This is a genomic window from Nocardia sp. NPDC005825 (assembly GCF_040630175.1).
In the GTDB taxonomy this organism is placed as follows: Bacteria; Actinomycetota; Actinomycetes; order Mycobacteriales; family Mycobacteriaceae; genus Nocardia.
Map to the genome: position 1 here is coordinate 945,687 of NZ_JBEXXC010000001.1, position 21,304 is coordinate 966,990.

General features: G+C 69.1%; 27 protein-coding genes. 8 read left to right on the forward strand and 19 right to left on the reverse strand.

The window, feature by feature from the left end; all coding sequences use genetic code 11:
- The 9 genes from fabG to ABZ382_RS04560 all read right to left on the reverse strand — a co-directional run bounded on the left by fabG (nt 1) and on the right by ABZ382_RS04560 (nt 8,109).
- Nucleotides 1–762 carry a 3-oxoacyl-ACP reductase FabG gene (gene fabG, locus ABZ382_RS04520; protein ID WP_357083865.1) on the reverse strand — a complete coding sequence of 254 codons (762 nt, stop codon included), beginning with the start codon at nt 760–762 and terminating at the stop codon, nt 1–3.
- Nucleotides 763–780: 18 nt separating this feature from the next.
- Nucleotides 781–1,764, reverse strand: coding sequence for an NADPH:quinone oxidoreductase family protein (locus ABZ382_RS04525; RefSeq protein ID WP_357083868.1), 984 nt, complete (start codon nt 1,762–1,764; stop codon nt 781–783).
- Nucleotides 1,765–1,772: 8 nt separating this feature from the next.
- Nucleotides 1,773–2,525, reverse strand: a complete 753-nt coding sequence (locus ABZ382_RS04530; protein ID WP_357083871.1) for an SDR family oxidoreductase — start codon at nt 2,523–2,525, stop codon at nt 1,773–1,775.
- Nucleotides 2,526–2,752: 227 nt separating this feature from the next.
- Nucleotides 2,753–3,718, reverse strand: a complete 966-nt coding sequence (locus ABZ382_RS04535) for an AraC family transcriptional regulator ligand-binding domain-containing protein (protein WP_357083873.1) — start codon at nt 3,716–3,718, stop codon at nt 2,753–2,755.
- A 437-nt stretch (nt 3,719–4,155) separates the two neighbouring features.
- Entirely contained in the window at nt 4,156–4,548 is a 393-nt protein-coding gene (locus ABZ382_RS04540; protein WP_357083876.1) for a DUF1707 domain-containing protein, read from the reverse strand.
- A gap of 45 nt (nt 4,549–4,593) precedes the next feature.
- Entirely contained in the window at nt 4,594–5,169 is a 576-nt protein-coding gene (locus tag ABZ382_RS04545) for a TetR/AcrR family transcriptional regulator (RefSeq protein WP_357083879.1), read from the reverse strand.
- Between the two features lie 177 nt (nt 5,170–5,346).
- Entirely contained in the window at nt 5,347–6,903 is a 1,557-nt protein-coding gene (locus tag ABZ382_RS04550) for a multicopper oxidase family protein (protein ID WP_357083882.1), read from the reverse strand.
- 102 nt (nt 6,904–7,005) lie between these two features.
- Entirely contained in the window at nt 7,006–7,413 is a 408-nt protein-coding gene (locus tag ABZ382_RS04555) for a DUF6153 family protein (RefSeq protein WP_357083885.1), read from the reverse strand.
- Nucleotides 7,414–7,485: 72 nt separating this feature from the next.
- Nucleotides 7,486–8,109: a TetR family transcriptional regulator gene (locus ABZ382_RS04560; protein ID WP_357083888.1), complete on the reverse strand. Its 624-nt coding sequence runs from the start codon at nt 8,107–8,109 to the stop codon at nt 7,486–7,488.
- 115 nt (nt 8,110–8,224) lie between these two features.
- On the opposite strand from ABZ382_RS04560, the gene ABZ382_RS04565 reads away from it, so the two are divergent.
- On the forward strand, nt 8,225–9,007 hold the full coding sequence (locus tag ABZ382_RS04565; RefSeq protein WP_357083891.1) for an SDR family oxidoreductase: 783 nt from the start codon (nt 8,225–8,227) through the stop codon (nt 9,005–9,007).
- A gap of 90 nt (nt 9,008–9,097) precedes the next feature.
- Here the strand turns inward: ABZ382_RS04565 and ABZ382_RS04570 are convergent, their stop codons facing one another.
- Both ABZ382_RS04570 and ABZ382_RS04575 read right to left on the reverse strand, forming a co-directional pair.
- Entirely contained in the window at nt 9,098–9,481 is a 384-nt protein-coding gene (locus ABZ382_RS04570) for a helix-turn-helix domain-containing protein (protein WP_357083894.1), read from the reverse strand.
- A 208-nt stretch (nt 9,482–9,689) separates the two neighbouring features.
- Nucleotides 9,690–9,896: a heavy metal-associated domain-containing protein gene (locus ABZ382_RS04575; RefSeq protein WP_357083897.1), complete on the reverse strand. Its 207-nt coding sequence runs from the start codon at nt 9,894–9,896 to the stop codon at nt 9,690–9,692.
- A 210-nt stretch (nt 9,897–10,106) separates the two neighbouring features.
- Between ABZ382_RS04575 and ABZ382_RS04580 the strand changes: the two genes are divergently transcribed.
- From ABZ382_RS04580 to ABZ382_RS04605, 6 genes are all read left to right on the forward strand, one after another.
- Nucleotides 10,107–11,486 (forward strand): MFS transporter, encoded by a 1,380-nt coding sequence (locus ABZ382_RS04580; protein ID WP_357084071.1) that lies wholly within the window; start codon nt 10,107–10,109, stop codon nt 11,484–11,486.
- 231 nt (nt 11,487–11,717) lie between these two features.
- Nucleotides 11,718–12,155: a hypothetical protein gene (locus ABZ382_RS04585; RefSeq protein WP_357083900.1), complete on the forward strand. Its 438-nt coding sequence runs from the start codon at nt 11,718–11,720 to the stop codon at nt 12,153–12,155.
- Between the two features lie 124 nt (nt 12,156–12,279).
- On the forward strand, nt 12,280–12,588 hold the full coding sequence (locus ABZ382_RS04590; protein WP_357083903.1) for a hypothetical protein: 309 nt from the start codon (nt 12,280–12,282) through the stop codon (nt 12,586–12,588).
- 189 nt (nt 12,589–12,777) lie between these two features.
- Nucleotides 12,778–12,903, forward strand: coding sequence for a hypothetical protein (locus ABZ382_RS04595; protein ID WP_357083906.1), 126 nt, complete (start codon nt 12,778–12,780; stop codon nt 12,901–12,903).
- Between the two features lie 6 nt (nt 12,904–12,909).
- Nucleotides 12,910–13,569 (forward strand): GAP family protein, encoded by a 660-nt coding sequence (locus ABZ382_RS04600; protein WP_357083909.1) that lies wholly within the window; start codon nt 12,910–12,912, stop codon nt 13,567–13,569.
- Nucleotides 13,570–13,678: 109 nt separating this feature from the next.
- Nucleotides 13,679–13,960 carry a hypothetical protein gene (locus ABZ382_RS04605; protein ID WP_357083912.1) on the forward strand — a complete coding sequence of 94 codons (282 nt, stop codon included), beginning with the start codon at nt 13,679–13,681 and terminating at the stop codon, nt 13,958–13,960.
- 2 nt (nt 13,961–13,962) lie between these two features.
- On the opposite strand, the gene ABZ382_RS04610 is transcribed toward ABZ382_RS04605, so the two are convergent.
- The 5 genes from ABZ382_RS04610 to ABZ382_RS04630 are packed head-to-tail and all read right to left on the reverse strand — an operon-like array spanning nt 13,963 to nt 18,411.
- Nucleotides 13,963–14,616, reverse strand: coding sequence for a CoA transferase subunit B (locus ABZ382_RS04610; protein WP_357083916.1), 654 nt, complete (start codon nt 14,614–14,616; stop codon nt 13,963–13,965).
- The gene (locus tag ABZ382_RS04615; protein WP_357083919.1) at nt 14,613–15,359 is read right to left on the reverse strand and encodes a CoA transferase subunit A; all 747 of its coding nucleotides are present in this window, start codon (nt 15,357–15,359) and stop codon (nt 14,613–14,615) included. The genes ABZ382_RS04610 and ABZ382_RS04615 overlap by 4 nt, the downstream gene beginning before the upstream one ends.
- Nucleotides 15,360–15,363: 4 nt before the next feature.
- Nucleotides 15,364–16,089 carry an MBL fold metallo-hydrolase gene (locus tag ABZ382_RS04620; RefSeq protein WP_357083922.1) on the reverse strand — a complete coding sequence of 242 codons (726 nt, stop codon included), beginning with the start codon at nt 16,087–16,089 and terminating at the stop codon, nt 15,364–15,366.
- A gap of 10 nt (nt 16,090–16,099) precedes the next feature.
- Nucleotides 16,100–17,050, reverse strand: coding sequence for a fumarylacetoacetate hydrolase family protein (locus ABZ382_RS04625; RefSeq protein ID WP_357083925.1), 951 nt, complete (start codon nt 17,048–17,050; stop codon nt 16,100–16,102).
- The gene (locus ABZ382_RS04630) at nt 17,047–18,411 is read right to left on the reverse strand and encodes an alpha/beta hydrolase (protein WP_357083928.1); all 1,365 of its coding nucleotides are present in this window, start codon (nt 18,409–18,411) and stop codon (nt 17,047–17,049) included. Before ABZ382_RS04630 ends, ABZ382_RS04625 begins: the two co-directional genes overlap by 4 nt.
- Before the next feature lie 98 nt (nt 18,412–18,509).
- Between ABZ382_RS04630 and ABZ382_RS04635 the strand changes: the two genes are divergently transcribed.
- Nucleotides 18,510–19,130, forward strand: a complete 621-nt coding sequence (locus ABZ382_RS04635) for a TetR/AcrR family transcriptional regulator (RefSeq protein WP_357083931.1) — start codon at nt 18,510–18,512, stop codon at nt 19,128–19,130.
- 68 nt (nt 19,131–19,198) lie between these two features.
- Here ABZ382_RS04635 and ABZ382_RS04640 read toward each other — a convergent pair whose 3' ends face one another.
- The 3 genes from ABZ382_RS04640 to ABZ382_RS04650 form a co-directional block, all read right to left on the reverse strand.
- Complete coding sequence (locus ABZ382_RS04640) at nt 19,199–19,801, reverse strand: DUF4822 domain-containing protein (RefSeq protein WP_357083934.1); 603 nt, start codon at nt 19,799–19,801, stop codon at nt 19,199–19,201.
- 90 nt (nt 19,802–19,891) lie between these two features.
- Complete coding sequence (locus ABZ382_RS04645) at nt 19,892–20,893, reverse strand: NADP-dependent oxidoreductase (protein ID WP_357083936.1); 1,002 nt, start codon at nt 20,891–20,893, stop codon at nt 19,892–19,894.
- 17 nt (nt 20,894–20,910) lie between these two features.
- Nucleotides 20,911–21,234: a putative quinol monooxygenase gene (locus ABZ382_RS04650; RefSeq protein ID WP_357083939.1), complete on the reverse strand. Its 324-nt coding sequence runs from the start codon at nt 21,232–21,234 to the stop codon at nt 20,911–20,913.
- Between the last annotated feature and the right edge of the window lie 70 nt (nt 21,235–21,304).

The window sequence follows — 21,304 nt, forward strand, 5'->3', positions numbered from 1 at the left end:
CTAGTTCTTCGGCCCGCCGGCCACGTAGATGACCTGGCCGGAAACGAAGCCCGCGCCCTCGCTGACCAGGAACGAGACGGTGTGCGCGATGTCCTCCGGCTTGCCCGACCGCGCGACCGGGATGGTCGCGATGAGGGCCTGGCGGAAGTCCTCGAAGGACATGCCCAGGCGTTCGGCGGTGGCGTGGGTCATCTCGGTCTCGATGAAGCCGGGCGCGATCGCGTTGGCGGTGACGCCGAACTTGCCGAGTTCGAAGGCGAGGGTCTTGGTGAAGCCCTGGATCCCGGCCTTGGCGGCGGAGTAGTTGGCCTGGCCGCGATTGCCCAGCGCCGAGGTGCTCGACAGGTTCACGATGCGACCGAAGCTCTGCTCCACCATGTACTTCTGTACGGCCTTGGTGCACAGGAACGCGCCGCGCAGGTGCACGCCCATGACGGCGTCCCAGTCGTCGACGGTCATCTTGTACAGCATGTTGTCGCGGATGATGCCCGCGTTGTTGACCAGCACGGTCGGCGCGCCGAGCTCGGCGGCCACCCGTTCCACCGCGGCCGTCACCGACTGCTCGTCGGACACGTCCGCGCCGAGGGCGACGGCCCGGCCACCGGCCGCCTCGATCTCGGCGACCACCGGCTTGCAGGCGGATTCGTCGAGATCCAGCACGGCGACGGCCATCCCGTCGGCCGCCAGCCGTCGTGCCACGCCCGCGCCGATGCCGCGCGCGGCCCCGGTGACGATCGCTACCCGCTGTGTTTCGTTGCTCATAGGGTTCTCCCGAGGGGACTAGGGGGTGTAGACGACACGGCCGACGGTCTTGCCGTCGGCCAGGCGCTGAACGCCGTCGGCGAGGTCCGCCAGGGCCAGTCGCTCACTGACCAGGGGCCGGATCGCGCCGTCAGCGGCCAGCCGGGTCAATTCCCGGTGGCAGTGGGCGACCGCCGCGCGGTCGTGGGCGTTGTAGAGACCCCAGTGCAGTCCGACGATCGAATAATTCTTCACCAGCGCGTGGTTCAGGGCGGCGCTTTGGATCTCACCGCCCGCGAAACCGACCACCAGGATGCGACCCTCGAACGCGACGCACTTGGTCGACCGCGCGTAGGTGTCGCCGCCGACCGGGTCGTAGATGACGTCCGCGCCGCGATTGTCGGTGGCGGCCTTCACGATCTCGACGAAATCCTGTGTCCTGCGGTCGATCACGATGTCCGCGCCGAGCTCGCGGGCGTACTCCGCCTTCTCCGGACCGCCGACCACGCCGATGACCCGGGCGCCGGCGGCCTTGCCGAGCTGGATGGCGGCGCTGCCGACACCGCCCGCGGCCGCGTGCACCAGGAGGGTCTCTCCCGGGCGCAGGGCGGCGCGCCGATGCAGGCCGAACCAGCCGGTCTGGTAGCCGATGTACAGGGCCGCCGCCTCGGCGTCGTCGAGATCCGATGGCGCGGAGAAGGTCTGATTCGCGTTCATCACCGCGTACTCGGCGAACCCGCCGTGCGGCAGGGTGGTCCCACCCAGTACGCGCTCGCCGACGGCGAAACCGGTCACGTCCTCGCCGAGGGCGACCACTTCACCGCACAGCTCGACGCCCGGGGTGAACGGCAGCGCCGGCTTCACCTGGTACAGGCCGCGGCACATCAGGACGTCCGGGAAGTTCGCGGCCGCGCCGAGCACCCGCACGACCAGCTGCCCCGGTCCGGCCTCGGGACGGGCGACCGTGTCCAGGCGCATCACCGTCGCGGGCTCGCCCAGTTCGTGGACCCGCCACGCCTGCATGTCCGCCACTAGACGCCGCCGGTGAGGGTGATGCCGCCGTCGACGACGAGCAATTGCCCGGTGAGCCAGGCGGAGTCGGCCGAGAGCAGGAACGCCACCACGCTCGCGATGTCCTCGGGCACGCCCAAGCGCTTGAGCGGGTAGGTGGCAGCGATGGCTTCCTCGCGGCCCTCGTACAGCGCGGTCGCGAACTTGGTCTTCACCACCGCCGGAGCGACCGCGTTCACCCGGATGTCCGGGCCGAGCTCGACCGCGAGTTCCTGGGTGATGTGGGTCAGCATCGCCTTGCTCGCGCCGTAGAAACCGATTCCGGGCGCGGGCTTGATCCCGGCCACCGAGGAGACGTTCACGACCGCGCCGCCGTGATCTTTCATCCACGCGCCGTAGGCCTGCTGCACCCACGACAGCGCGGCCAGGCAGTTGACCTCGACGATCTTGCGGGCGGCCTCGAGGTCGAGCTGCATCATGGTCCCGTAGACCGGGTTGATGCCGGTGTTGTTGACCAGCAGGTCGGCGCTGCCGAAGGTGTCCACGGCCCGCTTCACCGTCTCGGCCTGGTGGGCCACGTCGTCGGCGCGACCGGCCACGGCCAGCGCCTTGTCCGGTCCGCCCAGCGCGGCCACCGCCTCGTCGAGGGCCTCCTGCTTGCGGGCGGTGATGACGACCCGCGCACCTTCGTCCACCAGGCGCTGCGCGATGCCGAGCCCGATCCCACGGCTCGCGCCGGTGACGATGGCGGTCTTGCCCTCGAATCTGGTCATGTGAGAGTCCTCCGATGGTCGGTTCGGTCCGGCGAGCAGGCAACTTACTAAGCGCTTAGTTCTTCGGACACCATGCTCGAAAAGCCCATCCCGGTCAATACCGGCAGCATCGAACCCCGCGTGTGATCTGTCGCACACGCGGGGTGAAAGTGCAGTTCATACAGCGGTTATCGAGCCGCTGTTGAAACCTGATTCAGTTTGGCGGCCGTATGCACGGCTGCACGCGGCTAGCGGCGCAGCCGTCGGTTCGGCGGCGCGGGCTCCGAACGGGCGAACTGCCCGGGGGTCTGCCCCTTCCAATCCCGGAACGCCGTCGCGAACGCCGACACACTGGTGTAGCCGAGTCGCGTGGCCACCGTGTCGACGGTGAATCCGGCGGCCAGCAATTCCTCCGCGAGCAGGCCCGTCGTCTCGCAGGCCAGTTCCCGGAAGGTGGTGCCCTCGTCGGCCAAGCGGCGGCGCAGGGTGCGCACGCTCATGTGCAGGTCGGCGGCGATGGTGGCCTGGTCGATGGCACGGCCGTGGCGCATGAGCAGGGCCCGCACCTGGCCGGCCAGCCCGACCCGGGCGCGGCGGCGTTCCACGATCTCGGCGCACAGCTGCTCGTACTGGCGGCGCAGCATCGAATTCGCTTGCGGCATAGGGCGTCGCAGGTCGGCGGCATCGAGGACCAGCACGTCGGCGGGCCGGTCGTAGCCGATATCGCCGATCCCGAGCAGCATGCCGACCGCCTCGTAGACCGGCGCGTAGGGCAGGGTCAGCTCCAGGCGGCGCACCCGGATGTCCCAGTTCAGCAGCTCGCGCTGAATGATGCGCAGCGCCGCCAGGTCGCGTTCGATGGCGAAGCGGCGCAGTCGTGGCGGCACCGGCCCGGTGTCGAGGGCGACCAGTACCCGGTCCGGTGCGTCCGCGATGCCGAATCGGCAGTAGGCGAACGACAATTCGGCGTGCCGCGCCCACAGCTCGACCATCTCGCGGACGGTGGAGCAACTGCTCAGGGCGATGCCGAGGCTGCCGAGCATGCTCAGGTGCACCGAAAACCCGGCCAGCAGGCCCACACCCGGCTCGTCGCCGGTGGCGTCCAGGATATTCTCGACGAGCCGGAACTCCTGGGCGATATCGATCTCGATGTCCGGGTCGTCGAGATCTGCCTCGGTGAGCCCCGTCCCGGCCAGGACGGCGGCTGTGGTCATCGCGCGGCTAGTGGCGAACTCGACCAGCACGGCAGCGCTGTGTATCGAACGGACACACCAGGAGTCGTCGAGCATGTCGCCGATGATCTCCCATCCGATCCCCGCGACCGGCCCAATTGAGCAATTCTTCAGCTAATTTCGAGCGATCTTGGGCGTGTCGCCCGCGCGCCCCTCGTCCGACCCCCGCGCGCCGCACGGCACGCACATCCGTGGCGTGGCCCAAATCCGCAGAGGCGTGACCCCGCGGTACACCCCGGACCCGACGACCACCGCCCTAGCCTTGTCGACGTTGGCCGCTCGCCCTTGGCGGCCTCCGCGGTTCCGCGCGTACGACGGGATCGGACGCTGTACACGGCAGTCCCCTCGGCGGGCGCGGTACCCAACCAGGCACATCCTGCCGCGCCCGCCGAGGCCCCACAGCCCCTGACCGAGCCGCGCTACTTGCGCCCGATTCCGAACGCGCGCAACGTACCCAGCACCACGCCCGGCGGCACCAGCACCCACACCCACCACGGGTAGAGCCACTCCAGGGTGACCCCGAGCAGCAGCCACACGACCAGGCTCAGCCCGCTCAGCGACAGCCACACGATGGTCAGCACCATCATGGCGATCCGCCCGCCCGAGCGTCCGGGCTCCTTGTGCTCCGGCAGATCCGCCTCCACCACGGCCAGATCGCCACGGGTGCGCGCCTGCCAGATCGCCTGCACGCGGGTGTCGTACTCGCCGAGGTCGAGCAGCCCGGCATCGACGGCCTTGCGCAGCCGTTCCTCACCCGCCCGACGCTCGACATCGGAGATCCGAATGTCATTGGGGTGCAATGGTTCGTTCACGGCATCGATCCTGCCACTCCGGGCTCCGGCGCGCCCGGTTCCCGGTCAGGGGCGGGACATCAGCGCACCCATCGTGAGCGCGACCAGCCGGGCGATGCCCGCGTCGTCGCTCGCCTCGGCGGCCGCGCCCAGGGCGTGCAGGCTGTATGCGGCGAGTTCGACGGCGGGCACGTCGTCGCGCAGGTCGCCGGAACGCACTCCCTCCTCGACCAATTGACCGATCAACTCGCGAAGCTGGTTGTGCGCGTGGACGACCTGCTCGTCGGGATGCAGGAAGGTCACCAATTCCCGATCGTGGCCGCGGCTTCGCCGGGCGATGTGCGCGTAGCCGGTGAGCACCGCCGCCAGCCGCTCCCCCGGCGTGCCCACACCGTCGCGCACCGCGGCGAGTTCGCGCAGGTGCCCGTCGATCCGGCGCACGTGCCAGGTCCGCAGGATGGTCTCGACATCGGAGAAGTACTTGTACAGCGTGGCCCGCCCGATCCCGGCCCGCTCCGCGATCTGCGACATCGTCACCCCGCGCAGCCCGCGATCGGAGGCCAGCGTGCCCGCCGCGTCCAGGATCGCCTCCCGCACCTGACCCCGGTGCGCCTCGATCGTCTCGTTCCACAGCTTCGGCACAGCCCGACTATACGTTCTGACCTTCTCCTGAACAGTCAGCATTGACCATAGACACTCAGTCTCGATAAATCGGACATCAGCCCACCGATGGTGCTGCGCTACAACGGATTCAGGGACCGAGCGCGAGCGGCTCGGCCGCCGGTCCACGGCCATGGACCGGCGGGCGGCCACCGATCCTCAGCGCACGTAGGACAGGATGCCCATCATCCCCGCTTCGCCGTGATAGGCGTTGTGGCAGTGCAGCATCCACTGGCCCGGGTTGTCGGCGTCGAAGTCGACTTCCACGGTCTGCATGGGGGTGACGATCGACGTGTCCTTGCGCGGGCCCGTGCCGTCGCGATTGACGACCTGGTAGGTGTGGCCGTGCAGGTGCATGGGGTGGAACATCATCGACTGGTTGCGGAAGCGCAGACGGATGCGCTGCCCCTGGGAGACATCCAGCATGGCGTGGTCGGGGTAGGCCTTGCCGTTGATGGTCCAGACGTAGCTCTTCATGTCCGAGCCGAGGGTGACGTCGAGAGTCCGGTCGGGCTGTTTCGGCTGGAGCCGAACGGGTTCGGCGGAGGTCAGGCCGTCCGCGGTGAGCGGGGCGACGGCGAGTTCTGCGGGTCGCGCGTCGGCCGGGGGCGGGGTGCCGCCGCCGGTGCGGACCAGCGCGAAGGCGCGGCCGCTCTTACCCTCCGCGGTGGCGACCAGCGGGAAGACGCCGTCGGTCAGTTCGACGATGGCGTCGTAGCGTTCACCCATGCCGATGAGCAGGCTCGCGGTGGTGACGGGCCGCACCGGGAAGCCGTCGGTGTGGGTGACGCGCAATTGATGCCCGCCCAGCGCGACCCGGAACGCGGTGTCGGCGGCGGCATTGATGATCCGCAGCCGCATGCGCTGACCGGGCCGGGCGGTGAATACCGTTGGGTCGGTGCCGAGTTTGCCGTTGATGAGGAAGTAGGGGTAGGTGACGTCCCCGGCATCGGAGCCGAGCGGCGCGTTGGGGTCGGCCGACATGGACATACCGCCTCCGCCCATGTTCATGCCGCCGTGGTTCATGCCGGACCCGCCCATGTTCATCCCGGCCATGCCCTGGTCCCGCAGCTGCCGCAACTCCCGGTCGGGGTCGCGGCCGTCGACGCCGTCGAGCCAATCATCCAGTACCACTATGGCTTCCACGTCGTAGTCCGTGCCGTCGGCCGGGTCCTCCACGATGAGCGGCGCGTACAGGCCGCGGTCGAGCTGGACGCCGACGTGCGGGTGGAAGAAGTAGGTGCCGGGGTCGGGCGTGGTGAACTCGTAGCGGAAGGTCCCGCCGGGCGCGATCGGCGGCTGCGTGACGTCGGGGACACCGTCCATGTCATTGCGCAGTGCGATGCCGTGCCAGTGCACGGTGGTCGGGGCGGGCAGCGCATTGGTGACGTCGGCACGCACCACCTCACCCTTGGAGACACGGATCTCGGGTCCGGGCACCCGGCCGCCGAAAGCCCAGGTCGGCACCCGCACGCCACCCAGGTCGACCACAGTCGGTTCGGCGCGCAGGCTCACCTCGCGCACGGCCGCGCCCGCCGCGCGGCGAGCGGCCTCGGCGGCCCGCACGGCCTCGGAGTCGGGTGTCACGAGCCCACGCGCCGGGGCCGGATTCTTCGAGCAGGCGGCCAGCGTCACGGCGGCCGCGGTGCCGGCGCCGACGGCGAACAGCCCGCGCCGGGTCAGCGGACGCGCGAGCGGGGAACGGTTGGAGGACATGATTTCTCCCTGAGTTGTCGAGTTCTGGGCGCGCCCGCACGGGCGTCGGCCGGGATCGGAAGGTCGGCCGCGAACCCGGATCCGGGCGCGGCGCACGACCTGTCAGATCCGCAGAATCGACAGTTCGGAGAGGGAGAGCGAGGTCCAGGGCGGGGGACGCTCGCGGTGAATCCGCCACGTCGCGAGCGCCGGTGGACGGACATCGCGGGACCTGTCGGTGATCCAGCCCAGGAGAACCAGGCCGATGCCGAGCAGCAGCCCGGTCAGGATCAGGTAGTCACAGCCGTGCGAGCTCGTGTGCCCGCCGGAATGATCGCCCTGGGGACCGGGCGCGTGACCCGAGGCCGCCATCGATTCGGCCACCACCACACTCGGCCCGGAGGCCGCGGGCATATCGTGGCCCGCCGAGAAGACACCGGCGTGCATGGCCGCGATCCCGAGCAGCAGCGCCAGCACACCGAGCAGCCGGACGTATCCGGTCGCTCCCGGCGCAACGCGCTGATCAGCCACGTCACCCATCCTAGTCGCCGACGGGCGGCCACCCCCCAGGGGTATCGAACGCCACAGTGCCCGGTCGGGCTGCTACAGCAGGCTGTCGGTGGCCAGCCGGGCCAGACAGGTGTCGAGAACATCGGCGGCGGAACCGGATTCCTCGCCCGCGGCCCACAGTTCGGTGGCCAGCCGCACGGCGGTATTGGCCATGGCCGCGGCCAGCGCCACATCGAGGTCGTCGGCGGCGCGGCCGGTGCGGGCGGCGATGATCGGGATGAGCTGGGTCTCGCAGTCGTACTGCACTCGCAGCCAGGTCGCGCGCAGCGCCGGGAGCTGGGTGGCGGCCCGCACCAGCGGCCGCAGCCGGTTCTCGACGATGCCCTCCGCGGCCAGCGTGCCCACGGTCGCGATCCGATAGGACCGGCTCAGCGCCTCACGCAGCGGCAGTTCCGGCGGGCACGCGGAAAGCTCGTCGGCCCAGGCCTGGGTGCCGATGGCCAGCAGCGGCGCGACCACGTCCTCCTTGCCCGCGAAATAGCGGTAGAAGGTGCGCAGGCCCATGCCGGCGGCCGCGGCGATCTCCTCGACCGTGGTCGCGGCGTAACCGTTTTCGATGAACAGGTGCGCGGCCACCGTCGCGACTTCGCGGCGGGTGGCCGCGCGGCGGGTCTCACTCAGGGCCGGTCGGCCGGCACGGTTTCGCTCGCTGCTCACCCGGGAACTGTACCGAGACCGAAAACGTTTCCTGGCGTTGCGTGCCATTTTCGGCATATCGTGTCAGAAACTAGCTTCACCGACGAAGCTGGTTCAACCGATCAGGAAGTGACCCATGAACCGTCTCGAGCAGCGCCGCATTCTGGTTACCGGTGCCGGATCCGGCATCGGCCAGGCCACCGTCCTCCGCCTGCTGTCCGAAGGCGCGGTCGTCGCCGGGGCCGACGTCAATGTCGAGGGCCTGGAACTGACCCGCAAGCAGGCCGCCGAGGCCGGCACCGACGCGCGCCTGACCACGGTCGAGATGAACATCGGCCAGGAGGCCGAGGTCATCGCCGGTGTGCGCACCGCCGTCGAGGCGCTGGGCGGGCTGGACGCGGTGGTGAACGCGGCAGGCATGCTGCGCGCGGCTCACACCCACGAGACGTCCCTCGACCTGTGGAACCAGATCATCAATGTCAACCTCACCGGCACCTTCCTGGTGACCCGGGAGGCCCTGCCCGCGCTGCTGGCGAACCCGCGCAGCACGGTCGTCAACTTCAGTTCCACCTCGGCCACCTTCGCGCACCCCTACATGGCCGCGTACTCCGCGAGCAAGGGCGGCGTTCAGACGCTGACCCACGTGCTGGCCCTCGAATACGGCAAGCAGGGTCTGCGCGCGGTGAGCGTGGCGCCCGGCGGCATCAAGTCCGGCATCACCGACGCCACCCCCGGCTACCTGCCGCAGGACTCCGACTGGTCGCTGTTCGGCCGCCTGATCGCCGTACTGCCGCAGGACAATCCGGAAGAGCTCGCGGGCCCGGAGAACGTGGCGGGCGTCATCGCCATGCTGGTCTCCGACGACGGCCGCTTCATCAGTGGCACCGAGATCCGCATCGACGGCGCGGCGCACACGTAATCACCCGGCGCGCAATCGCTTCGAAGACGGCCAGGCCCCGATCGGTGATCCGATCGGGGCCTCGTCACCTCGGCCGGGCGGTCGGCACGATCAGCTCGCCGCGCCGACCAGTCCGCGCACGATGCCGTCCGCGGTACCCGACGGCCATTCCAGCGCCGTGTCGAGCTTGGCCAGCAGATCCTCGGCGGGCTCCTCGATCAGGCACCGCTCGATCTGACTGATCGAACCCGCGGACGGGCCGCCCTTCTTCGCCACATCGGCCTGCGTCCAGCCGTGCTCCTTGCGGCGCGCCTTGACCCGCTCGGCCAGCGCCTTGATGTCCGGCTGCCCGGCAGCGGATTCCGACACCGCGGCCGCGGCAGCCTGCGCCACGACCGGCTGCTCCGCGACGGCCACCGCGGCCACCGGCTCGGCGGCGACGGCCGCGTCCCGCGTCACCTGCGCGGCCTCCGGCCGCGTCTTGCCGGAAGTCATCAGTCCCTGCGTAATGAGCCGAGACCGCTTCCGCCTACCCATCTTCCCCATATACCGCTCCTCGATCCGCATCCCAGCCTTCGCTGAAGCACCGGATAGGTTGCCATAAGTTCGCGAGAATCCCTCGCCATCGGCGAATGTCGGCGTGGCAACACGCGAAAGCGGCAGACACCGAGGAGTGTCTGCCGCTTTCGGGGTGAATGCCGGATCAGTCCGCGAGGGTGTAGCCCGCGTCGGCGACCGCGGTGGCGAGGGCGCCGGGCGCGATCGGGGCGTCGCTGTCGACGACGGCGCGGCCGCTGGCGACATCCACGTTCACGCCGGTGACGCCGGAGATCTTGCCGACCTCCTTGCTCACGGAGTTCGCGCAGCAGCCGCAGGTCATTCCGGTGACGGTGACGGTGGTGGTGCTCATGACTTGGGCTCCTCTTCGCTCGGGACAGCCGGTTCCGGCTGCGTTCTCGCCGCTACCATACCCCCCTATGGTATTTCGTCAACAGGCCGGGGTCTTTCCGGGACCCGTGGGGTGCATCACAGGAACCAGGGTTGCACATACCCCCAAGGGGTATTAACGTCCCTCCCGTAGAACACCAAGAAGAGGAGAATTCCGATGCAATCCGCCCCCATGCTCACCTCCCTCTTCCGCAATCGGGACTATCTGCGACTGTTCACCGCGCAAGTCTCGGGTCTGTTCGGCACCGGATTGACCACCGTCGCACTGGGTTTGCTGGCCTACGATCTGGCGGGCGGCGCGGCCGCGGCGGTGCTGGGGACCGCGCTCACCATCAAGATGCTGATGTACGTGACCGTCGCGCCGGTGGTCGCCGCGTACGCGCATCGCCTGCCCCGCCGTGGTTTTCTGACCGGGCTGCACCTGGTGCGCGCCGCCGTCGTGCTGGCGCTGCCGTTCATCGATCAGATCTGGCAGATCTACGTGCTGATCGCGATCCTGCAAACCGCCTCGGCCGCATACACACCCACCTATCAGGCGGTGATCCCCGACATCCTGCCCGACGAGCGCGAGTACACCCGCGCGCTGTCGGCGGCGCAGCTGGCCGCCACCATGGAGACGCTGCTGAGCCCCATGCTCGCCGCGGCCGCGCTGACGGTGATGAGCTTCCACTGGCTGTTCGTGGGCACCGCGATCGGCTTCGCGGTCTCGGCGGTCCTGGTGCTGGCCACCCGGATCCCGAACTCGACTGCCACCGGCGGTGATTCGTTCCGGGAGCGGATCACCGCCGGGGTGCGGATCTTCGTCGCCACCCCGCGGCTGCGCGGACTGCTCGGGCTGAACCTGGTGGTCGCGGCGGCCGGATCGGTGATCATGGTCAATACCGTCAACTACGTCCGCGACACCCTCGGCGGCACCCAGTCCGGCGTGGCGATGCTGTTGGCGGCCAATGGTTTCGGCACGATGCTCGTGGCACTGTCGCTCCCCCGCGTGCTGGATCGGATCGGCACCCGCCTGGTCATGCTGACCGGTGCGGTCACCCTGCTGGCCGGCTTGGCCGCCGCCATCGCGCTGTCGATGGCCGACGCGGGTGACTGGCGATGGGTTGCGGCCCTGGCGGTGTGGGCCACCGTGGGCGCGGGCACCGCGGCCATCCTGACCCCCACCGGTCAGGTGCTGCGCCGCTCCTCGGGGGCAGCGGATCGTCCCGCGTTGTTCGCGGCCCAGTTCTCGCTCTCGCACCTGGCGTGGCTGCTGACCTACCCGGTCACCGGATGGCTCACCACCACAGCGGGATTCACCGTTACCTGGGTGACCCTGGCGGTGCTGGCGACGGCGGGCATCACCGTGGCGGCGCGGATGTGGCCGCGCGAGGATCCGGAGGTGATCACCCACCTGCACCCGGTCGGCAGCATCGACCCGGACCGGCTGGGCGACGCCGAACTGCGGGCCGACGGCTTCTACGTCCATACCCACCCGTACGTGATCGACGCCGATCACCTGCGGTGGCCGGTCCGGACGCGACGCGGACTGGAGGTTCCGACCGCGGCCTGAGGCCGGACGACCGACGGCAGGCACCCGACCCCCGGGTGCCTGCCGTTTTGTATTGCGCTCCGGACCGACACTGGCGGGTGCGGGCACGCAAGAGGGTCGCCCGATCGGGGTTTACGGCCGGTTCTCGCCTGCCTAGCGTGGAGTGGGTCGGCAGGGCGCACGGACACGCGGCCATTTCGGCACGAAATCGACTGTACGAGTGGTGGATTCAACGACTCGAGAGGATTTCCGATGCGTTCGACGATGCCCCCGCGCACTCCGGCCGCCGACCCGGCCGTCGACCCGCCCGAGCGGCGCTCGCCCCCGAACGGGGTGGTGGCCTCCGTCGGCGGCGTCTCGCTCACGTCCGAGGACCTCGACCGCTGGTCGAACCGGCTCGCCCGCATGTTGTTGCGGATGGGGGCCCGGCCGGGCGGGTTCGTGGCCCTGGCCGGGCTGCCCGAGCTGGAATCGACCGCGGTCCGCCACGCCCTCGACAAGATCGGGGCTCGCGTGTCGTCCGGCGCGCACACCCCGGGGGTCGGCGTGACCGTGTGGGCGCGGCGCGGCGGTCTCAACGACGCGGTCACCTGGCTCGTTCTCGACGAACCCGCGACCTTGCGGAAGTACCGCAGCACCTCGGACACGCCGCCGACAGCGGCCGAACTGCACGCCGCTGGCCGCCGCTGAACCCCGACCCCACGGCCAGAATCCGCCAACCTCACCGACTGGCGGGCGGCGGATGATCGTATTCGCCCGGCCATCAGGCAGACTCGGAGCCGATAAACCGAACCTTGCTTCGAGGAGTAACCGTATGCGCAAAATCCTGCCCGCTTCCCTCCTGGCCGCCAGCGCCATCGGCGCGATGCTCGTGCTCCCCGCCGGCACCGCCAGCGCGCTGTCCCCCGCCTGCCAGACCGCCGGCGACATCTACAACAGCTACGGCTCGCTGGGCCCGAGCCCGCAGCAGCGTCGCGAGGTCGCCGACCGCCTGCGCGCCATCGAGGCCTCGGGCGACGAGCGCACCGCCATCGACAACTTCGCCAACGCCCTCGCCAACGGCGACGTCGCCCAGATCAGCTCCATGGGCGTGCTGCTCAACGGCATCTGCGGCCGGGGCTAGTCCTCCGCTGTCCGCAGCACACTTCGGGCCGGGTCACGACGGTGACCCGGCCCGAAGTGTTTCGCGGGCGACCGGACATGGCTGAAATGTCCGATATTGCCGCTGTCCCGACTTAGCGTGAAGACGGGACAGCAATGCGATAGCAAATTCAGCCGATCTCGGCGCCGACGTAGAGGAGCTCTGAAGCCAGTGGACGATCAGGTCATCGCCTCCCTGTCGACGCCGGACCGGGTGAGCACCGCCTCCGGCGAGTTCGGCAGCACCGTCCTCTGGTTCGGACCGCAGCAGCCCGGCGACATCCAGAAGGCGAGCTGATCCCCCATGACCTCCGTACTCGGCGAACTCCTGCCCCTGGCGGTCGGCGTCGCGATCTCCCCTATCCCGATCATCGCGGGCATCCTCATGCTGCTGTCGAAGAACGCGGGCAAAGCCAGCATCGGCTTCGGAACCGGTTGGGTCACCGGCATTCTCGCGGTGACCGTGATCGCATCCCTCCTCGCGGACGCGCTCGGCGGACGCCACCACGGCCAGCCCTCCGCCACCGTCTCCTGGATCAAGATCGGCCTGGGCGCCGTCCTGATCGTGCTCGCCCTCCGCCAGTGGCAGCACCGCACCGACACCGAACAACCGGCCTGGATGCGCGCCATCGACGGCCTCACCACCGTCAAGGCCGTGGGCCTGGGCGCCGCCCTGGCCGCCGCCAACCCGAAGAACCTCATGCTGTGCCTGGCCGCCGGCGCGGCCATCGGCGCGGGTGGCCTCAGCGGCGGCGGGTCCACCATCACCGTCATCGTCTTCACCCTCCTGGCGGCTTCGACGGTCCTCGGCCCGGTCCTGGCCTACGCCATCGCCGGTGACCGCATGCGCGGCCTGCTCGACGACACGAAGTCCTGGCTGCAGACCTACAACGCCCAGGTCATGACCGTGGTGCTCCTGATCATGGGCGCCACCGTCCTCGGCAAGGGCCTCGCGGGCCTGTAAACCTGATCACCGGGCGCACATCGATCCAGGACGCCTGTAATGGTTATCGATCAGCTACCTATAGATCAGATGTCCAAGTGTTGGTGATCCATCGGCCAGGAGGTCGCGCGTGAAGCGTTTCGCAGCAGTACTGACAGTGGGGGCCGCGGTCACCATCCCGTTCTTCGCCAGCGCCACGGCCGGCGCGGACACCTGGCAGCCGCTCCCCGGAATCTCCATCCCGCTGCCCGACGGCGTCTTCACCGGCAGCGCCGGCGTCACCCCCGCGCAGCCCCCGGCTCCCCAGCACGTCGAGGGTGAGCCCTGCGACGACGGCCGCGGCACCTGGGTGCATCTCGACGGCGGCAACGCCGCCCACTACGGCACCGAATGGCTGTGCAAGACCAACTGAGATCAGGCGGGAACGCCTGTTTCCAGCTCGAAGGTCAGCTCGGCGTCGGTGGCGGACCGTAACTGTCCCGCACCGACGCCGGGCGCCAATTCGCGCACGATCAAGGTGCTGTCACGGATGTCGATGACGGCGAGGTCGGTGATGATCCGGTGGACTACCGCCCTGCCCGTGAGCGGGAGGGTGCACTGTTCGACGATCTTGGGGTGACCGTCGCGGTCGGTGTGTTCCATGAGCACGATGACGCGTCGCGCGCCGTGGACGAGGTCCATGGCTCCGCCCATGCCTTTGACCATCTTGCCCGGCACCATCCAATTCGCGAGGTCACCGGTGCGGGAGACCTGCATCCCGCCCAGGACGGCGGTGTCGATGTGCCCGCCGCGAATCATGCCGAAGGACAGGGCCGAATCGAAGAACGCGGCGCCGGGGATCACGGTGACCGTCTCCTTGCCCGCATTGATCAGGTCGGCGTCGACCTCGTCGGCGGCCGGGTAGGGGCCCGTGCCGAGGATGCCGTTCTCCGAATGCAACATGACCTCGACGCCGTCGGGCAGGTAGTTGGGGATCAGGGTGGGTAGTCCGATGCCGAGGTTGACGTACTCGCCGTCGATCATGTCGGCCGCCGCTCGGGCCGCCATCTGCTCTCGCGTCCAGCTCACGCCGTCACCTTCCGCTTCTCGATTCGCTTGTGCCCCGGGCCGGTTGGCACGATGCGTTGGACGAACACCCCCGGGATGTGGACCTGTGCGGGGTCGAGTTCGCCCGGCTGGACCAGCGTCTCGACCGACGCGATGGTGAACCGGCCCGCCATGGCCGCCAACGGGTTGAAGTTCATCGCGGTCTTGTTGAACACCAGATTGCCTTCGGTATCGCCGATTTCGGCGTGCACGAGGGCGAAGTCGGCCACGATCGACTCCTCCAGCACATAGGTTCTCCCGCCGAAGGTCCGGGTTTCCTTCGGCGGCGAGGCGACGGCGACGGAGCCGTCGGTGTTGTATCGCCACGGCAGTCCGCCCTCGGAGACCGGGGTGCCGACCCCGGCCGGGGTGTAGAAGGCGGGGATTCCCGCACCCCCGGCGCGCAGTCGCTCGGCGAGGGTGCCTTGCGGGGTCAGCTCCACTTCGAGCTCACCGGCCAGGTACTGGCGTGCGAACTCCTTGTTCTCGCCCACGTAGGACGCCGTGACGCGGCGAATCCGACCGGCGCACAGCAGAATTCCCAGCCCCCAGTCGTCGACGCCGCAGTTGTTGGAGTACACCTCGAGACCGGAGGTGCCGCGCTCGGCGATGGCCTCGATCAGCTCCATCGGGATCCCGCAGAGCCCGAAGCCGCCGACCGCCAGGGTCGCGCCGTCGGGAATGCAGGCGACGGCATCGGCCGCCGATGGCCATACCTTGCTCACTCGTTCACCTTTCATGGTCGTGGATGCCGTTGAGCGCCATCGGCTCGCCGTGGCCGGGGACGAGGATTCTCGCGGGCTGGGCCGCGAGTTGGCGAGCGCTCTCGCGGGCACCGGCTTCGTCATGGTGGAAGACCGACGGCAGCAGCTGCGGCCCGGTGCCGGCGAGGAGTGGATGTCCGGTCACCAGGGCGTCACCGGAGAACAGGACTCCTTCGGAGGGAAGGAGATAGGCCGTGTGGCCGCTGGTGTGGCCCGGGGTCGGCACCTCGACGATGCCGCCGGGCAGGGCGGCCAGGGTCGCGGCGTCGGCGGTGGTGGCGGTCGGGATCTTCATGCCGAGGTGCCCGTTGATCGCGCGCAGGGTGTGGGCGACCCAGCGGCGGCCGCGGCCGGTGGCGAGCTGGCGGAGCATCCCGGCCGCGCCGATCTGTTGCAGATACTCGCGTTTGGCGTGGCGCACCTCTTCGCGGCCGGTGTAGACGGGCATGCCGACCCGTTCCACCAGTGTGGGGATCGCACCGATGTGGTCGAGGTGCGCGTGGGTGATCAGGACGGCGGCGATATCGGTGAGCTGATGGCCGATCCGGGTCACCGAGGCGAGCACGTCGTCGGTGTCGGAGGGGTATCCGGCGTCGATGAGCGTGACGCCGGAGCCATCACTGATCAACGCCCAGTTGACGTTCGTTCCGGCCACCGCGTAGACGGAGTCGGAAACCTGATCGATCCGCATGGGCGTCTCCCTACTTCTCGATGCGGTGTTCGACGACGCCGATGCCGTCGATCTCCAGGCGCAGATCGTCGCCGGGTTCCAGCCAACGGCCCAGTTCCATGCCGCTGCCGCCGGGCAGGGTGCCGCTGGAGAGGAGTTCGCCCGGATAGAGCTGCTCACCGCGCGACACGTGTGCGATGGCCTCGGCCATGGAGTAGCGCATGCCGTGAGTACCGGTGCGCGACACGGTGTTCCCGTTGATGGTGACCGACGCGGTCAGCCGGTCGAGCCGGTCGGCCACGGCGGGTCCGGAGGCCGCGGTCGCCGACATCGAGGTGAGGAAGTGCTTGGACCGCTGCGGCCCGAAACCCGAACGCATCTCCGGCAATTGGACGTCGCGGGCGGAGAAGTCGTTGACCACGACGACCGCGGCGATGGCGGCCGCGGCCTGCTCGACGGTGGCGTCACGCAGTGGTTCCCCCAGCACGACGCCGAGTTCCAGCTCGAAATCCAGTGCGCGGCTGTACGACGGCGTGGCGACCGGAATCCCGGACGGGACGATGGTCAGGGCGTTGGACATGTAGTAGATCGGCTGGGAGTACCACAGCGAGTGGGGCCGGAACGGCGGGAAGGTGCGGCGAGTGACCGCCTCGTAGAGCTTCGCGATCCGGTAGCCGGACGGCATGAAACGCTTGGTCAGGCCGCGCGCGGCGTCCACGGCATGTTGCTCGAAGAGCATGAAGTCGCGGAACGAGGGCGGGCACACCGGGAGGACCGTGGCCCCGTCGGCCAGGCCGAGGGCGTCGTAGCGCGCGATCTCGAAGTCGGTGGAGAACGCGGACGGGATGACGGGAACCACACTGCCGCTGCTGGATTCGTCGATGAGGCGCCAGCCGTCGCCGGAGTCGATCTGGGTGTCGATGCGGTATTCGCCGCGATCGAGGACCCGCCGGATCCGGGGCGGTGTCGTCGAGAGGGTCATCGTTTCATCGCCTTCGCTTCGGGTTCGACAGTCGGGCTGGAGGTCACGAGGTGCTCACGCAGGAACCGGGTGGTGAGCTCGGACCAGAGCAGGGCGTGGCCCATGGCGCAATGATCGTCTCCCGCGTACAACGCCAGCACTCCGTGTGGCGCGTGGGCCGCGATATCGATCGAGTCCTGGGTGGCGGCCAACGTGTCGTGGGTGCCGTTGATGACCAGGATCGGTATCGCGATGTCTCGATAATGCTGTGCGAGTGAGAGTTTCGCGAGTTCTCCGGACAGTGCCAGCGGGTTTCGGATGCCGGTGGTGGAGGCCAGGGTCGAGATCATGATCTCCGGCATGCCGAGCGAGTTGCGCCTGCCGAAGGTGTGGTGGGCGAGCGGACCATTGGACACCGCGACCGCGAGCCGGTCATCGACCGCGGCCATGCGCGTCGACCAGTACCCGCCGAAGCTGAAGCCCACCATGCCGATCCGGTCGGCGTCGATGCGCGGTTCGGCGACCAGGAAGTCGATGACCTTCGAGTACACCTGCTCGGAGGCGGCCGAGAGCGGTCGGCGGTAGGAGTAGGTGCCGGGCATCTCCATCACGAACAGTCCGATACCCGAATCCCGCTGTGACAGCATGGGTATGAGCACTTCCGGGATCGTGCCTTCGAGCCCATTGGTGATCAGTGCCGCGGGGACGGGAGTCGCCGATCCGGCGGGAAGCACCAGCAGACCTCGCACCTGTTCGCCGTCCCCGACCGGGATGTGGACGACCTCGATGGTCACGCCGATCGCGGGCGCGAGGGCGAGAACCAGGACCTCGCACAGCCGGTGGGACCGCTCGTAGGCGCGCAGCCGCCGCGGGGTCCACCCCGGCCACGCGGCGACGAACTCGTACACGAGCGCCTTGATCAGCTCGCCCAGCGCGATCGCGGCATCGGCGTCCTCGGGATGCTCGGCGCAGAACCGCGCTACGGCTGCGGGATCGGCGACCGTCCCCCGGTCGGCGAGGATGGTCACCGCCGGCGCGAGCAGTTCACCGAGCTCGCGCAGATCGACGGTGGCACTCGGATCGGCCAGTTGCTCGGCCCGAGGTCCACCCAGCCGCAGGAGGGCCGCGTCGGCCAGGGCCAGGTGCTCGTCGGCGAATTCTTCCCAGTATCCGGCCCAGCGGGCGTCGTCGAAGGAGTGGCATCCGGCCAGCTGGGTGCGGAACTCCTCGGGCGGGAGCCCGCCCAGGTTGGTGAACCGATCGGCGAACAAGCGCGGTAGAAAAGGCGCCACGCCCACCCGCTGAGCTGCCCGTTCGGTGGTGTGGGTCAATGCTCGCGCACTGACCATCACCTGCTTCCCCAGTTCCAGCAACGACGTCATTGTGTGCCTCCGCTTCAGCAGTTCGCAGAACTTTCTGCTTTTGCGAGCGTAGGCACGGCAACTGGATAAAAGCAAGCAAATCTGCTTTAAATATCTCCATGCCCGAACCCGAGAACGCCGCGCCGCAACGCCGCCCCGGCGGCCGAGCAGCCAAGGTCACGGAGGCCGTCCACCGGGCCGTTCTCGAGGCCGTCACCGAGCAGGGCGTCGAAAACGTCGGCATCCCCGACATCAGCCGCCGCGCCGGAGTCCGCGACAGCTCCATCTACCGCCGCTGGGGCACCCGGGAAAACCTCCTCCTCGACGTCCTCCTCACCGCCAGCGAACGCACCCTCCCCCTCCCCGACACCGGCACCGCCCACGGCGACCTCACCGCCTTCGCCACGGCCCTGATCAGCTACCTCGAAACCCCGCTGGGCGACGGCTTGGTCCGCGCCCTGGCCTACGTCACCGACTCCGAGGACATCACCGAAGCCCGGAACACTTTCTGGGACACCAGATATCGCGCCAACCGGCAGATCATCGACCGCGCGGTGGAACGCGGCGAACTCCCACCCGGCACCGACCCCCGCCAGGCCCTCGAACTACTCATCGCCCCAATCCACTTCCGCCACCTGCTGACTCGCCAACCAGCCGACTCCGACTTCGTCGACACCCTGGTCACTCACGTCATCGGCGCGATGCGAAGCGCTTCCGCGAAGCGCACCCGCCACGCCTGAACGGACCGACGAACAACGAACCCGGCCTCTCCTGTCGGAGAAACCGGGTTCGTTGTCTGCGGCACAGATCAGTGCTGGTTGCCGTTGTTGTGGTGGTAGCCGCCTTCGCCCTGGTTGCCCGGGGTGCCGTTGGCGCCGGGGCCGCGGTCGTCGGTGCCGGGCTCGGCGTGGTTGGTGGGGGTGTGGACGATGTCGTAGTAGACGCTCGGGTCGGCGGCGTTGGGGGTGACGCGGTAGGTGAAGGCGTGCTTGTCGAGCTGGATGATCGGGACGGTCCGGGTGAACAGCACGGCGCCCGCGTCGTTCTTCGCGGCGATCCAGCGGGACGACCCGTCGGGCGCAACAGTCCAGTCGCCGTGCATCTTCGGGGTGTCGTCGAGGTTGTACATGGTGAACGTGCCGTCGGCCTTGAAGTAGGCCCAGCCCACGAAGTTCGACACGGCCGGGTTGTCCAACGGGACCCGGTTACCGTTCTGGTCGAGGGCGTCGGTGGTCTTCCACGGGGTGGAGGCCAGCACGGCGGACGGCGAGGCCTCGTCCTGGGCGACCGCGGTGATGCCCGGAGCCTCGGGAGCGGCGAAGGCCACGGCAGGGAGAACACCCACCGTGGCGGCCACGAGCGTGGAGGCGACGACGACGGTGCGGCGGGAGATCAGCGAGGTGATGTTCACGTGTTCAACGGTAGGAATCCGGCCAGGACTCCCACATCAACCGATCGGCTACACCTGCCCGCGCCGATGGGTTGACCTCCCGCCGCGCGATCAGAGGGCCAGCACCAGTTTTCCGGTATTCGCACCGGTGAACAGCATATTGAGCGTTTCCCCGAAGCGTTCGACGCCGCCTTCGACCACGTGTTCGCGGCTCTTGATCCGGCCTTCGGCCAGCCACTGCCCCAATCGCGCGCCGGCCTCGGCGTAGCGGTCGGCGTAATCGAACACCACGAAGCCGGTCATGGTGGCCCGGAAGACCAGCAGCGACATGTAGCGCGAGGGGCCGGGCGGGGGCTTCTCCTCGTTGTAGGCGGAGATCGCGCCGCAGATCACCACCCGGGCGCCGCGGCGGAGATTGGCGAGAGCGGCGTCGAGGATGTCGCCGCCGACATTGTCGAAGTAGACGTCGATTCCGCCGGGGGCGGCCTGGCGCAACTGGCGCAGGACATCGCCTTCCCGGTAGTCGATGGCCGCGTCGAAGCCGAGCTCCTCGGTCAGGATGCGGCACTTCTCCGCGCCGCCGGCGATCCCGATGACGGTGGCGCCCTCCGCCTTCGCGATCTGACCGGCCACGCTGCCGACCGCGCCGGCGGCGGCGGAGACGACCACGGTGTCCCCGGCGCGCACCTTCCCGACCTCGAGCAGGCCGAAATACGCTGTCATGCCGGGCATGCCGAGGGTGCCCAGCCAGGTCGGCGCGGGCGCGAGGCTCAGATCGACGCGCTGCACGCCGCGGCCGTCGCTGATCGCGTATTCGGTGACGCCGAAGGTGCCGCTGACGGTATCGCCGACGGCGAAATCCGGATGGTTGGATTCCACGACCGTGGCGATGTCCAGCGACCGCATCACTTCCCCGATCCCGACCGGCGGCAGATACGACCGGACATCGTTGAGCCAGCCACGCATCGCCGGATCCAGCGAGATGTGGGTGATCGCGACCAGCATCTCCCCGGGCCCGGGGGCCGCGAGCTCGGTGGTGGTCACCGACCAGGTGCTGTCGGTGGTCAGCCCGGCCGGCCGTTCGGCCAGGCGCACCTGACGGGTTTTCGTCATGGATACCTCCCTTGTCGTCAGAGCGCGCCGAGGTCCGGATCGCCTGCGGGCAGCGCGTCGAAGAGCAGCACCTCGGTCGGCCCGTCGAGCGAATCCGCGAGCGCCACACCGACTTCCCGCAGTGCCTCCGCCTGACCGTGAGCGCGCAGCGCGTCCTTGGACGCCCACTTCTCGATCATGACGAAATGACCCGCGGCGCCCTTCCTGCGATGCAGCGCGTACAGCAGGCAGCCGGGCTCGGCATGCACCTTGGCGGCAGCCTCCCGCATCGTCTTCTCGACCAGATCCTCCTGGCCCGGTTTCGCGATCATGGTGGCCACCACGACAATTTCGTCCGCCATCGGCGTTTCCTCGTTTCTGATCACTCACCCGCTCGCGCGGAGGGCTGACGATCGCCACCGTATCACCGCC

Excerpts from the sequence above, each read along its gene's own strand:
- fabG (WP_357083865.1), bottom strand. The coding sequence starts at position 762 with ATGAGCAACGAAACACAGCGGGTAGCGATCGTCACCGGGGCCGCGCGC.
- ABZ382_RS04525 (WP_357083868.1), bottom strand. The coding sequence starts at position 1,764 with ATGCAGGCGTGGCGGGTCCACGAACTGGGCGAGCCCGCGACGGTGATG.
- ABZ382_RS04530 (WP_357083871.1), bottom strand. The coding sequence starts at position 2,525 with ATGACCAGATTCGAGGGCAAGACCGCCATCGTCACCGGCGCGAGCCGT.
- ABZ382_RS04535 (WP_357083873.1), bottom strand. The coding sequence starts at position 3,718 with ATGACCACAGCCGCCGTCCTGGCCGGGACGGGGCTCACCGAGGCAGAT.
- ABZ382_RS04550 (WP_357083882.1), bottom strand. The coding sequence starts at position 6,903 with ATGTCCTCCAACCGTTCCCCGCTCGCGCGTCCGCTGACCCGGCGCGGG.
- ABZ382_RS04565 (WP_357083891.1), top strand. The coding sequence starts at position 8,225 with ATGAACCGTCTCGAGCAGCGCCGCATTCTGGTTACCGGTGCCGGATCC.
- ABZ382_RS04570 (WP_357083894.1), bottom strand. The coding sequence starts at position 9,481 with ATGACTTCCGGCAAGACGCGGCCGGAGGCCGCGCAGGTGACGCGGGAC.
- ABZ382_RS04575 (WP_357083897.1), bottom strand. The coding sequence starts at position 9,896 with ATGAGCACCACCACCGTCACCGTCACCGGAATGACCTGCGGCTGCTGC.
- ABZ382_RS04580 (WP_357084071.1), top strand. The coding sequence starts at position 10,107 with ATGCTCACCTCCCTCTTCCGCAATCGGGACTATCTGCGACTGTTCACC.
- ABZ382_RS04585 (WP_357083900.1), top strand. The coding sequence starts at position 11,718 with ATGCGTTCGACGATGCCCCCGCGCACTCCGGCCGCCGACCCGGCCGTC.
- ABZ382_RS04590 (WP_357083903.1), top strand. The coding sequence starts at position 12,280 with ATGCGCAAAATCCTGCCCGCTTCCCTCCTGGCCGCCAGCGCCATCGGC.
- ABZ382_RS04600 (WP_357083909.1), top strand. The coding sequence starts at position 12,910 with ATGACCTCCGTACTCGGCGAACTCCTGCCCCTGGCGGTCGGCGTCGCG.
- ABZ382_RS04620 (WP_357083922.1), bottom strand. The coding sequence starts at position 16,089 with ATGCGGATCGATCAGGTTTCCGACTCCGTCTACGCGGTGGCCGGAACG.
- ABZ382_RS04625 (WP_357083925.1), bottom strand. The coding sequence starts at position 17,050 with ATGACCCTCTCGACGACACCGCCCCGGATCCGGCGGGTCCTCGATCGC.
- ABZ382_RS04630 (WP_357083928.1), bottom strand. The coding sequence starts at position 18,411 with ATGACGTCGTTGCTGGAACTGGGGAAGCAGGTGATGGTCAGTGCGCGA.
- ABZ382_RS04635 (WP_357083931.1), top strand. The coding sequence starts at position 18,510 with ATGCCCGAACCCGAGAACGCCGCGCCGCAACGCCGCCCCGGCGGCCGA.
- ABZ382_RS04645 (WP_357083936.1), bottom strand. The coding sequence starts at position 20,893 with ATGACGAAAACCCGTCAGGTGCGCCTGGCCGAACGGCCGGCCGGGCTG.
- ABZ382_RS04650 (WP_357083939.1), bottom strand. The coding sequence starts at position 21,234 with ATGGCGGACGAAATTGTCGTGGTGGCCACCATGATCGCGAAACCGGGC.